The sequence below is a fragment of the Shinella sp. genome (assembly GCF_052438155.1).
Lineage (GTDB): Bacteria > Pseudomonadota > Alphaproteobacteria > Rhizobiales > Rhizobiaceae > Shinella.
On the sequence record NZ_JBQVPI010000010.1, the window covers coordinates 55581 to 66883 of the forward strand.

General features: G+C 64.0%; 14 protein-coding genes and 1 tRNA gene. 10 read left to right on the forward strand and 5 right to left on the reverse strand.

The annotated features are described in order from the left end of the window. The first annotated feature begins 67 nt into the window (after positions 1–67). The 4 genes from ACT6VE_RS18840 to pyrC are packed head-to-tail and all read left to right on the forward strand — an operon-like array spanning position 68 to position 3622. Entirely contained in the window at positions 68–1126 is a 1059-nt protein-coding gene (locus ACT6VE_RS18840) for an ABC transporter permease (RefSeq protein ID WP_444800053.1), read from the forward strand. Beyond that, the gene (locus tag ACT6VE_RS18845) at positions 1126–1902 is read left to right on the forward strand and encodes an ATP-binding cassette domain-containing protein (RefSeq protein ID WP_444800054.1); all 777 of its coding nucleotides are present in this window, start codon (positions 1126–1128) and stop codon (positions 1900–1902) included. The genes ACT6VE_RS18840 and ACT6VE_RS18845 overlap by 1 nt, the downstream gene beginning before the upstream one ends. Further along, positions 1899–2522, forward strand: a complete 624-nt coding sequence (locus ACT6VE_RS18850; protein WP_444800055.1) for a nucleoside triphosphate hydrolase — start codon at positions 1899–1901, stop codon at positions 2520–2522. Before ACT6VE_RS18845 ends, ACT6VE_RS18850 begins: the two co-directional genes overlap by 4 nt. Positions 2523–2581: 59 nt before the next feature. After that, the gene (gene pyrC, locus ACT6VE_RS18855; RefSeq protein WP_444800056.1) at positions 2582–3622 is read left to right on the forward strand and encodes a dihydroorotase; all 1041 of its coding nucleotides are present in this window, start codon (positions 2582–2584) and stop codon (positions 3620–3622) included. Between the two features lie 46 nt (positions 3623–3668). On the opposite strand, the gene ACT6VE_RS18860 is transcribed toward pyrC, so the two are convergent. After that, positions 3669–4430: a Crp/Fnr family transcriptional regulator gene (locus tag ACT6VE_RS18860; protein WP_444800057.1), complete on the reverse strand. Its 762-nt coding sequence runs from the start codon at positions 4428–4430 to the stop codon at positions 3669–3671. A gap of 191 nt (positions 4431–4621) precedes the next feature. On the opposite strand from ACT6VE_RS18860, the gene ACT6VE_RS18865 reads away from it, so the two are divergent. Next, positions 4622–5020: a hypothetical protein gene (locus tag ACT6VE_RS18865; protein WP_444800058.1), complete on the forward strand. Its 399-nt coding sequence runs from the start codon at positions 4622–4624 to the stop codon at positions 5018–5020. On the opposite strand, the gene ACT6VE_RS18870 is transcribed toward ACT6VE_RS18865, so the two are convergent. Beyond that, positions 5011–5460 carry a DoxX family protein gene (locus ACT6VE_RS18870; RefSeq protein ID WP_444800059.1) on the reverse strand — a complete coding sequence of 150 codons (450 nt, stop codon included), beginning with the start codon at positions 5458–5460 and terminating at the stop codon, positions 5011–5013. The genes ACT6VE_RS18865 and ACT6VE_RS18870 overlap by 10 nt on opposite strands. Before the next feature lie 178 nt (positions 5461–5638). Between ACT6VE_RS18870 and ACT6VE_RS18875 the strand changes: the two genes are divergently transcribed. Next, on the forward strand, positions 5639–5941 hold the full coding sequence (locus ACT6VE_RS18875; RefSeq protein ID WP_444800060.1) for a SelT/SelW/SelH family protein: 303 nt from the start codon (positions 5639–5641) through the stop codon (positions 5939–5941). Positions 5942–5992: 51 nt separating this feature from the next. Here the strand turns inward: ACT6VE_RS18875 and ACT6VE_RS18880 are convergent, their stop codons facing one another. Next, positions 5993–6385 (reverse strand): BA14K family protein, encoded by a 393-nt coding sequence (locus ACT6VE_RS18880; protein ID WP_444800061.1) that lies wholly within the window; start codon positions 6383–6385, stop codon positions 5993–5995. Between the two features lie 145 nt (positions 6386–6530). On the opposite strand from ACT6VE_RS18880, the gene ACT6VE_RS18885 reads away from it, so the two are divergent. The 3 genes from ACT6VE_RS18885 (at position 6531) to ACT6VE_RS18895 (ending at position 9468) form a co-directional block, all read left to right on the forward strand. Continuing rightward, positions 6531–7961 carry a phosphomannomutase gene (locus tag ACT6VE_RS18885; RefSeq protein ID WP_444800062.1) on the forward strand — a complete coding sequence of 477 codons (1431 nt, stop codon included), beginning with the start codon at positions 6531–6533 and terminating at the stop codon, positions 7959–7961. Positions 7962–8058: 97 nt separating this feature from the next. Further along, positions 8059–8145 (forward strand) — tRNA-Leu (locus ACT6VE_RS18890). A gap of 171 nt (positions 8146–8316) precedes the next feature. Next, positions 8317–9468, forward strand: a complete 1152-nt coding sequence (locus ACT6VE_RS18895) for an HPP family protein (protein ID WP_444800193.1) — start codon at positions 8317–8319, stop codon at positions 9466–9468. A 13-nt stretch (positions 9469–9481) separates the two neighbouring features. On the opposite strand, the gene ACT6VE_RS18900 is transcribed toward ACT6VE_RS18895, so the two are convergent. Then, the gene (locus ACT6VE_RS18900) at positions 9482–10006 is read right to left on the reverse strand and encodes a hypothetical protein (RefSeq protein WP_444800063.1); all 525 of its coding nucleotides are present in this window, start codon (positions 10004–10006) and stop codon (positions 9482–9484) included. Between the two features lie 164 nt (positions 10007–10170). After that, positions 10171–10596 (reverse strand): nucleoside diphosphate kinase regulator, encoded by a 426-nt coding sequence (gene rnk / locus ACT6VE_RS18905; RefSeq protein ID WP_444800064.1) that lies wholly within the window; start codon positions 10594–10596, stop codon positions 10171–10173. Positions 10597–10923: 327 nt separating this feature from the next. Between rnk and ACT6VE_RS18910 the strand changes: the two genes are divergently transcribed. After that, entirely contained in the window at positions 10924–11268 is a 345-nt protein-coding gene (locus ACT6VE_RS18910; protein WP_444800065.1) for a DUF488 domain-containing protein, read from the forward strand. Positions 11269–11303: the final 35 nt, after the last annotated feature.

The window sequence follows — 11303 nt, forward strand, 5'->3', positions numbered from 1 at the left end:
GCGGTTTCAAAGCCGCCCTTTTCAACAACCGGTTGGTAGGCCGGTCTCTTGGGAGGGAGGCGTTGTCATGACAAGCGTCCAGGAATTCGAGAAAACACTGGATCAGAGCGACAAATCGGTCGCTTCATTCGAAGATCGTTCGCCTCTGCGGCGCATCCAACATTTTCTGCATTCGACACCGGCCGCCATTCCGGCCATCGTTCTGATCTTCTCCATCATCGTGTTCGGTGTCCTGAAGGGCGAGCGGTTCTTCACGGCCGGCACCTTGACGTTGATTTTGCAGCAGATCGCCGTCGTCGGTATTCTAGGTGCTGCACAGACCTTGATCATCCTGACAGCAGGCATCGACCTGTCGATCGGCGTCATCATGGTCCTTTCGGCGGTTGTCATGGGCAATTGTGCCGTGACCTATGGCCTGCCGGCACCGCTGGCTGTTCTGGCCGGTTTCGTGACCGGCACGGTCTGCGGGATGGTCAACGGCTTCCTGGTCTCCCGAATGAAGTTACCGCCCTTCATTGTCACGCTGGGCACCTGGAATATCATCGCGGCGATCAACTACATCTATTCGGCCAACGAAACCATTCGCCGTGCCGATATAGAAACCGCGGCACCCCTGCTGGGCCTCTTCGGCGCCAGCTTCAAGCTCGGCTCGGCCGTCTTCACGCTTGGCGTGATCATGATGGTGATAACCGTGATCGCGCTCTGGTATGCGCTCAACCACACCGCCTGGGGACGCCACGTCTATGCGGTCGGCGACGATCCGGAAGCGGCGGAACTGTCGGGTATCCGGGTCAAGGGCGTGCTTCTCGGCGTCTACGGTCTTGCCGGGGCCATTGCAGCGCTTGCTGCCTGGGTCTCGATTGGCCGCAACGGTTCGATTTCACCATCCTGGGCGGTCACGGACTACAATCTCCAGGCCATTACCGCAGCGGTTATCGGTGGCATCTCGCTGTTCGGCGGGCGCGGCTCGATCCTTGGAACGCTGTTCGGCGCGTTGATCGTCGGCGTGGTGTCGATGGGGCTGAACATGCTTGGCGCCGATCCGCAGTGGAAAGTCCTGTTGACCGGTGTCCTCATCATTACGGCTGTCGGCGTCGACCAGTGGATCAGAAAGGTAGCAGGCTGATGGAACCTCTTCTCACCGCACGCGGTATCGTCAAGCGCTATGGCCGGGTGACGGCACTCGACCAGTCCGATTTCGACCTCTATCCCGGCGAGATCCTCGCCGTGATCGGCGACAACGGCGCCGGCAAGTCCTCGTTGATCAAGGCAATCTCGGGCGCGATCCATCCGGACGAGGGCGAAATCCGGCTTGACGGCAAGGTCGTCAACTTCCGTTCTCCATTGGAGGCGCGCGAGGCCGGCATCGAAACCGTCTACCAGAACCTGGCGCTTTCACCCGCCCTGTCGATTGCCGACAACATGTTCCTTGGCCGCGAAATCCGCAAACCCGGGCCGATGGGATCAATCTTCCGCATGCTCGACCGGCCGAAAATGGCCACGATCGCCCGCGACAAGCTCTCCGAACTCGGCCTGATGACGATTCAGAACATCAACCAGGCGGTGGAGACGCTCTCGGGCGGCCAGCGCCAGGGCGTGGCCGTGGCCCGCGCTGCGGCCTTCGGTTCGAAGGTCATCATCCTCGACGAGCCGACGGCGGCGCTCGGCGTCAAGGAAAGCCGGCGCGTGCTGGAGTTGATCCTCGACGTGCGGCGGCGTGGCATTCCGATCGTGCTCATCTCGCACAACATGCCGCATGTCTTCGAGGTGGCCGACCGCATCCACATCCATAGGCTCGGACGGCGGCTGACGGTCATCAATCCCAAGGACTACACGATGTCCGACGCCGTCGCCTTCATGACCGGCGCAAAGGCAGCGCCCACGGAGGCCATTGCCGCATGATATCGCCGACCACCATCGTCGATGCACTCCTACGGCGCGCGGGGGACGCGCGCCGCTTCCTCGTCGGCCTTGCCGGTCCGCCGGCTGCCGGCAAGTCGACCTTGGCCGAAGCGTTGCGCGACGGGCTCGTTGCCCGGGGCGAGCGCGCCGAAATCCTGCCGATGGACGGCTTCCACATGGACAACGGCATTCTCGCCGAGCGCGGGTTGCTGCAGCGCAAGGGCGTGCCGGAATCGTTTGACGGGCGCGGCTTCGTCGATATCGTGCACGCGCTCAAACGGGCAGATGGCGAAGTGCTGGTTCCGGTGTTCGACCGGTCGCGCGAGCTTGCCATCAATGCCGCCCGCGCCATTCCGGTCGAGACGCGTTTCATCCTTGCCGAAGGCAATTACCTGCTCTTCAAGGATGCGCCCTGGGATAGGCTGGACGGCGTGTTCGACTTCACCATCTTCGTCGGCCCGCCCTACCCCGTGCTGGAGGAACGGCTGCGCCAGCGCTGGATGGGTTATGCGCTGCCCGAGGACCAGATCGGCTGGAAGCTCTACGGCAATGATTTGCCGAACGGAAAGCGCATCCTGGAAAATTCCCGGCCTGCCGACCTGCATATCGACCTGTTCTGAAGCGATTGTCGTCAGCGCCCGCGGATGCTATCGCAGCCGCAAACACGGGAGCGACACCGATGACCACAGACCTCACCATCCGCCGGCCGGACGACTGGCACCTGCACCTGCGCGACGGCGCCATGCTGGAAGGCGTGATCGGCGATACCAGCCGCCACTTCGCCCGCGCGATCATCATGCCCAACCTCGTGCCGCCGGTCGTCACCACCGCCGACGCCACCGCCTATCGCGACCGCATCCTCGCAGCCCTTCCCGCTGGCGACCGGTTCGAGCCGCTGATGACGCTCTATCTCACCGAGCACACCGACCCGGACGACGTGGAAGCCGGCTACAAGAGTGGCCTCATCCGTGCGGTCAAGCTGTACCCGGCCGGTGCGACGACCAATTCGCATGGCGGCGTGCGCGACATGGACAAAGCGATGCCGGTGCTGGAACGCATGGGCAAAATCGGCCTGACGCTCTGCGTGCATGGCGAGGTGACGACGCCGGAGGTCGATATCTTCGACCGCGAGGCCGTGTTCATCGAGACGGTGCTCGATCCGTTGCGTCAGCGCCTGCCGGAGCTGCGTGTGACGATGGAGCATGTCACGACGAAGAACGGCGTCGACTATATCACGACGTCGAAGGCGAACCTTGCCGGCTCGATCACCACGCATCACCTGATCATCAACCGCAACGCCATCCTCGTCGGCGGCATCAAGCCGCATTACTACTGCCTGCCCGTCGCCAAGCGCGAGGAGCACCGGCTGGCGCTGCGGGCCGCGGCAACGTCCGGTGATGCCCGATTCTTCCTCGGCACCGATTCCGCGCCGCATGTCGATCCGCTGAAGGAATGCGCCTGCGGCTGCGCCGGCATCTACACCTCGATCAACACGATGAGTTGTCTGGCACATGTGTTCGAACAGGACAGCGCACTCGACAAGCTGGAAGCCTTCGCCTCGCTGAACGGCCCGACCTGGTACGGCCTGCCGGTCAACGAAGAGACGATCCGCCTGGTCAAGCGTGCGGAGCCGGTTTCCTTCCCGGCCAAGATCGAGACGGGGGCAGGACCTGTAACAGTCTTCGACCCGATGTTCCCGCTGCACTGGGACGTCGCCTGAGCAATTCCAGCAAAAGTGTGCAGCGGTTTTGCGTTGGAAGACAGGTCTAGATGAAGGGTCGGGCTTCTCTCTTCAGCCCCTCCCATCCGGCCAGCGCGAGCAGGCCGTCCGCATCGAGGATTTCGCAGCCCTTGTCCTCCCAGCGCATCAGCTTGCGATCCGACAGCTTGCGCAGCGTCTTGTTGGTGTGGACGAGGGAAAGGCCAAGCGTATCGGCGACATGCTGCTGGGTGATCGGGATGACGCGCCGCCCGCCCGTGACGCCTGCCGAGCGGGCGCGCTGGTGGATGAAGGACAGGAGATAGGCCGTGCGCTCCAGCGCCGAACGCCGGCCCACGCTGAGCAGATGTTCGTCGAGGATGCGCTCCTCCTGGGCGGCGATCCAGGTGAGGTCGTAGCCAAGCGAGGCGTGCCGCTCGAACAGCCGTTCCAGCTTGGAGCGCTCGAAGACGCAGAGCGTGACGGGCGTCAGCGCCTCGACGGAATGATTGATCTCGCCCATCAGGCTGCCTTGCAGGCCGAGAAGATCGCCGGGCAGCACATAGTTCATGATCTGGCGCCGGCCATCCGGCAAAAGCTTGTAGCGGAAGGCCCAGCCGGAGAGCACGGTGAAGAGATGGGCGCTGTGCATGCCCTCGACGAGGATGGTCGCACCGCGCTCGCTCGACAGTTCACCGCTCTTGAACTGCGAAACGAAGTCCAGCTCCTTCGAGGTGAAATCGCGGAAGCCCGGAAGCTCCCGCAAGGGGCATTGCTGGCAGGGCGTGCGCCATTTCGAGAGATGGTTTCCCGCCGTGCTGCCCGCCATGCTGCCTTACCCCTTCCGTTCCCAGCCCTGAACACCGGGCTGGCTTGCTGAACGTGGAACATCTCCCGTTGTTCCAAAAGGCGGTTTTGCTATGTCTTTTTTAAATGACACATTTGGGGTCGAAGCCCACAGTCCGCGTCCCGAACCGTCGGTCAATCCGGCGGTTCCGCATGGATGAGGAGTGCGGCGCCATGAAACCTTTTCTTCCGCACATCGTAATCGCAGAACACGAATTCCTGATCGCGCTCGACGCGGAATTTCTGATCAAGGCGGCGCTCGACTGCCGCATATCCCTCATCCGGCCGGAGCAACTCGACCAGTGGGATGAGGCGGCGCTTTCGGATATCGATCTCTGCCTGCTCGACGTACCGCTCGACGCGACACACATAAAGGCGCGTATCGAGCGGCTGATCAGCGCGCGGGTGCCACTGCTTTTCACGACGGTCGGCGACATCGATGCCCGCGGCGTCGAAGGCTTCGAGATCATTCCCGTCGCCAGAAAACCTTATGACGGCGAGGCGATTGCAGCGCTCATCAACACGCGGCTGCGGCCAAGGCCGCAACCGCTCGAAAGCATCGATCAGAACTGACGGCCGAGCTTCGCGTCGACCGAGTGGCTGTTTGCACCGCGAATGACGAAGTAAAACATGATCAGCGCCCAGAGGATCGACTTTTCCGCGCCCATCAGGCCCTCGGCCTGCACGATGCCGTGGAAATAGACGGTGACGGCCAGCACGATCATCGCCGCGAAAGCGGCCGGCCGCGTGAAGAGGCCGATGGCGATCAGGATGCCGCCGAAGAATTCGGTAGCGGCAAGCAGCGGCGACCAGAAGACGCCGGGATAAAAGCCGAGGCTTTCGACCATGCCGCTCGCGCCGAAGGGGTTGATGATCTTGCCGTAACCGTGGGTGACGAGCAGCAGGCCGGCGGCAACGCGCAGGATCGTTTCCGCGCTCTCACCGAGCGCCGCATAGAGGTTGCCAAGCGACGGAATGATGAGGCGGGGACGGCTGGTGGTGAAGTCGGTCATGGGGTCTCCTGGTGAAATATTGCACTGCACCACGTCTCCCTCATGAACCGGGCTGCGACAAGATGTCCAGCTACAAAACATGATAAATTGAGTTGACATTTCCGTGAAGTGATCGCGCGCAGGCAGGTGCCAAGCCGCGTGCGCTGCTATATGCTTTCCCGATCATCAGGAGGTAGCCATGACCGGGGAAAAGCCGCGCGTTTCCATACTCTACTGTACCCAGTGCAACTGGCTGCTGCGCGCCGGCTGGATGGCGCAGGAGCTGCTGTCGACCTTTTCCGATTCCCTCGGCGAGGTGGCGCTCATTCCCGGAAGCGGCGGCAATTTCGAGATCCGGGTCGGCGCGGCGCTGGTGTGGGAGCGCAAGCGCGACGGCGGTTTTCCCGGGCCGAAGGAACTGAAGCAGCGCGTGCGCGACGTCATAGAACCGGGCCGCGATCTCGGTCACACGGATCGCGTGGCCGACGGCAATCCCGGATGAAACGAAAACGGCGGGCCGAGGCCCGCCGTTCCTATCCGTCACCCGACCACGCTAGCGGTAAGGCGAATAGCACATGCGATAGATACCGCCGCCAGCATGGTAGCGGTTGGTATAGGGGTCATAGGTGCGGTAGCGGTTGGAGCACCACCGGACATGCGCGTTCCCGCCGCCACCGTAGTAGCGCGGCCGCTCGTAGCGCGGGCGATAATAGCGTGGCCGCTCGTAGCGACGCTCGTAACCGTCGTAATACGGGCGATTGTAGCGGCGATATTGCCGGCGTTCACAACCATAGCCGTAGCAGAACTCCACCTGGGCTCTGGTGACGTCGCTTTTTGTCTCGACCTTCGGCACGGCCAGCGGAACGGCCTCGGCCGCTCCCATGGGCGCGATTGCGGAGGCAATGCTCATCGCGCAACCGAAAACGAAGTTTCGAATCTTCGACATGTTGATCCTCACTGTTCTGGCGGGATTTATCCCTGTCACGTCCCTACTTTGCATTACGTTCACGCATTTTGTTTTATTCATGATCGCGCATCAGCACGGGATTTACCGCCGGATCTGCGATCCGCAAGAGGCATGAGGGGACGAGATGAGCCTGAAATTTGGAACCAGCGGCCTTCGGGGTCTCTCGGTCGATCTGGAGGGACCGGCGACAGCACTCTATGCCACGGCTTTCGCCCGCCATCTGCTGGTGGCAGGCATCGCCCGAGAGGGCGACGTGGTTCTGGTCGGCCGCGATTTTCGTGCCTCCAGCCCGGCCATCTCGGCCATCGCGATCGCCGCCCTGCGCAAGGCCGGGTTTACCCCGCGCGATTGCGGCGCGCTGCCGACGCCGGCACTTGCTTTGCTCGGCCTCGCCCGCAAGGCGGCATGCCTGATGGTCACCGGCTCGCACATTCCCGCCGACCGCAACGGCATCAAATTCTACCGGCCGGACGGCGAGATCGACAAGACGGATGAAGCCGCCATCACCGCGGCCGCCGACGCGATCCGCGCCGAGGGTACCGTCCTTGCCGCCGAACAGGAAACGGCAGGCGATCTACATGACGCGGCGATGGCGCTATACGACGCACGCAACCGCCTGCTGCTGCCGGACGGCAGCCTCGCCGGCCTGCGGGTCGGCGTCTACCAGCACTCGACGGTCGCACGCGATCTGTTCGTCTCGGTGCTCGCCCATTACGGCGCGGATGCCGTGGCACTTGGCCGGTCGGAAACCTTCATTCCGGTGGATACGGAGGCAGTTTCCAGCGAGACGGTCGCGCTGCTGCAGGGCTGGGCCGTGCAGCACGGGCTCGACGCCATCATCTCGGCCGATGGCGACGGCGACCGGCCGCTCGTCACCGACGAGACCGGCACGCCGATTCGCGGCGACCTGGTCGGCCTCATCGCCAGCCGCTTCCTCGGCGCCACCGCCATCGCCACGCCCGTGACATCCAATTCCGGCATCGAAGCCGCAGTCGATGGCACCGTACTGCGCACGAGGGTCGGCTCCCCTTTCGTCATCGCGGCCATGAACGAAGCGGTCGCGGCCGGCGAAAACGCCGTGGCCGGTTTCGAGGCCAATGGCGGCACGCTGACCGCCACCCCCTTCACCGTGAACGGCCACGCGCTCGCGCCGTTGCCGACGCGCGACAGCCTGATGCCGGTGCTCGCCGTGCTGGCGCTTGCAGCCGGGCAAAAACGCCCGCTCTCCACGATCGCCGCCGGCTTCGCCCTGCCGGCCGCAGCAAGCGACCGTCTCGAAAACTTCCCCGTCGAAACGAGCGCCGCGCTGATGGCCGAACTGCGCTCCGGCGCCGGCGCGCTTGCTGCGTTCCTGGCACCGATCGGCGTGCCATCCAAGGTCAGCGACATCGATGGATTGCGCGTGACGCTGGAGACCGGCGACGTCGTGCATTTTCGTCCGTCCGGCAATGCGCCGGAAATGCGCTGCTATGTGGAGGCCCGCGACGAGGCCGCCGCTCTCCGGATGCTGGCGGCCGGGCTTGCGCGCATTCGCGAATGGGCGCTCGGCCAGTGAAGGTTTTTGCGCAGCAGCAAGTTTTCGCCAAGCTGTTGCAAAAACTTCAAAAAGCCTGTTGACACCGGGCGGCGCTCCTTCTACATCGCTCTCCGTCGCCCAGATGGCGGAATTGGTAGACGCGCCAGCTTCAGGTGCTGGTACTCGAAAGGGTGTGGAGGTTCGAGTCCTCTTCTGGGCACCAAATTCCCGTTTCGGTTTTTCCGAAACACTAAAAAAGCCCGGCTCTGCCGGGCTTTTTTGTTGCCGGTAGATACCCTGCTCGCCGTAGCGCAGAATCTTCCGATTGCGCCTTGCGTCCGAGCTGCGATAGGCACATAAGCCTGAGAATCAGTCATCCGCTTCTGCGATCAGGATCATCGTGGCCATTCCTCCGCACGATGCCCAGAAACCGGGCACTTCATCCAGGTTCAGGTTTTTTGCACCGATTCTCGCCGGTGCCACGCTCAAGGAGCGGCTGATCGGCTGCGTCGGCGCGCTCATCGGCATCTGCCTGACCAGCCTCGTCTGCGCACTCTTTATGGGGCAGGATCCGAACCTGCCGCTGATCGTCGCGCCCATTGGCGCCTCCGCCGTCCTGCTCTTCGCCGTGCCGGCAAGCCCGCTTGCCCAGCCCTGGTCGATCGTCGGCGGCAACACGATTTCCGCCTTTGTCGGCGTCAGCGTCGCCACGCTCGTGACCAATCCGTCGCTCGCCATCGGCCTTGCCGTGGCCCTTGCCATCCTCGTCATGTCGCTGACCCGCTCGCTGCACCCGCCGGGCGGTGCTGCGGCGCTGACCGCCGTCGTCGGCGGTGCTGCCGTCGCCCGGGCCGGCTTCTGGTTTCCGCTGGTGCCGATCGCGATCAACTCGCTGATCCTTGTGGCCGTCGGCATGGTGTTTCACAGGCTTGCCGGGCGGCAATATCCGCATCGCCAGGCGATTTCGCCCGTCAACGCGCACAAGACCGCCGACCCGCCGGCCGCCTTTCGCGTCGGGTTCAACAGCAAGGACATCGACGTCGCCATTGCCAGCCTCAACGAGACGCTCGACGTCAGCCGCGCCGATATCGACGCGCTGCTGCGTCAGGTCGAGCTTCAGGCTCTGCTGCGCCAGCGCGGCGAGCTTACCGCCGCCGACATCATGTCGCGCGACGTGGTGACGGTCGCCGAGAATGCGACGGCGGACGAGGCGCGCGCCCTGCTGCTCGACCACGATATCCGCACGCTGCCGGTGCTCGACGCGACAGGACATCTTCGCGGCACCGTTGGCCTCCGGGAACTGGCCGCCATGGCGCCCGGCACGCCGCTTCCCGTATCGCAGGCCGCGATCGCTAAACCGTCCGACCCGGCGATCGGCCTTTTGCCGCGCCTGACGGACGGCAGCATCCACGCTGTCGTGGTCCTCGATGAGGAGCACTACGTCGTCGGAATCATTTCGCAGACCGACCTTTTGGCGACGCTGGCAAAAAGCCTCTCCCAGGCCGGCCCGGCCAGCCTGATGGCCGGCCACGGGCAGGGTATCTGAGAGCCGACCGGCTTCAGGCCGCCGACGGCCCTGGACCCGTTGTAGGTCCGTTTTCGTTCGCCGGCGCGAAGGCGCGTTCTTCCAGCCCTCCGGCAATCAGCCGGAATGCCGGCCGCACCATCGGGATCGACGCATAGGAGAGATCGGACACGGCCACCGGCTGGAAAAGCACCTTTTCCAGAACGATCCAGTCTCGCCGGCCCTCTGGCCGGGCGAAGGCCATGGCCTGCCCCTCGCTGAGGCCGAGCAGCGCCAGGCCATAGAAGGTGGTGACCGGCAGGAAGGCGCTTCCCGGGGCATAGGTGCCGGGAAGGCAAAGCGTGCGGGTATCGGTGAGCCCGCTTGCGCAGCGGAACGATACGCGCGCGTCGATCATTGCCAGATCCGCGGGCGGGCGGCGTTCTGCCGTCAGGCGGCCGGCCGACAGTTTCCGGTCGAGCAATGCCGTCCATTCCTCCGTCAGCGGCGGCCAGTCGCTTCGCAGCTTTTCCAGCACATAGACGTCTCTTGCCGTGAGCATTGCGGGATCGCGTCCCATAGCCATTCTCCATCCTGCCCGCCCCTCGAGGCGCGGCAAACAAACCCATGGTGGAGAAGCCCCCTGGCCGCGGATGCGGCTCAGGGGGTCACGATCCTGCGACGAGGCAGCCTCCGATGCGTCCGGAAGATGAGAAGGACAGGAACTTCATCGCCACGCGCGCCTCAGGACGCGCGGGCCGTTTCCGGCGCGGCGGCATGCACCGAGACAACGGTGAGGCGCCGCACCCGGCCGTCGCGCGCGGCCCATTCGATCGACTGGCCGGCGGAAAGGCCGAGAAGGGCGGCCCCGACCGGGGTCAGCACAGAAATGCGCTGGCGGGAAATATCGGCATCCTTCGGGAAGACCAGTTCGGCGGTCTGCACCGCGTCGTCGTCGATGCGGAATTCGGCAATCGAGCCCATGCGCATGATGCCGGGCGCCATGCGCGCGTCGTCGAGGATCTTTGCCCGGTCGAGTTCGGCGGCGAGTTGTTCTGCGGCATGCGGATCGCGCTCGGCCAGCATGTCGGCAAGGTTCGACAGGCGGACATGTTCGGAACGGGCGATGGTGATGGCAGGCCTACGGCCGCCCTTGGTCTTGCTGGTCATGGAAACCTCACGACACGGAGTCTCGCGGCCCGACAGGCACACGAAAATGAAAAACGGGGATTTGAGTGTCGCGCTGGTCTGGCACGGTTCCCATTTTACGGAACCGCATTTGCCCCACGGCTGGGGCACGACGCGACCAAGCCGAGGGGCTAGTGTCCTGCGAGAGGAAACAGCCGTTTCAGAAACCGGGCAAGGGATGGCATCGTGGTCATGCGTCTATGATGGGATGAGCGGGGTGGCAAAGTCAAGCCGGCGCGCCGGAACGTCGCGCTTGAAGCGCAGGCCGTTCCGGTTTCAGATAGGCAAGCCGGCCACGAGGAGGCTCACATGCCGATAGGGATCAAGCGCGTTTACGACGAAGCCGAACCGCAGGACGGCGCGCGTATTCTCGTCGACCGGCTCTGGCCGCGCGGCATTTCGAAGGACAAGGCCGCCTTTGCCGAATGGATGAAGGAGCTGGCGCCGACAACGGCCCTTCGCCAGTGGTTCGATCACAGGCCGGAGCGCTGGGCGGAGTTCCAGACACGCTACCGGGAGGAGCTTCGGGAAAACCCGTTGATCGATACGCTGCGCGAGCGCGCCAGAACCGAAACCATCACCCTGCTCTACGGATCGCGCAACCGGGAATTCAACCACGCCAGGGTGCTGGCAGATTTTCTGCTGGAGACATAGCAAGCGGAATTCGTTTGCCAGGTAAGGAGAAAGGC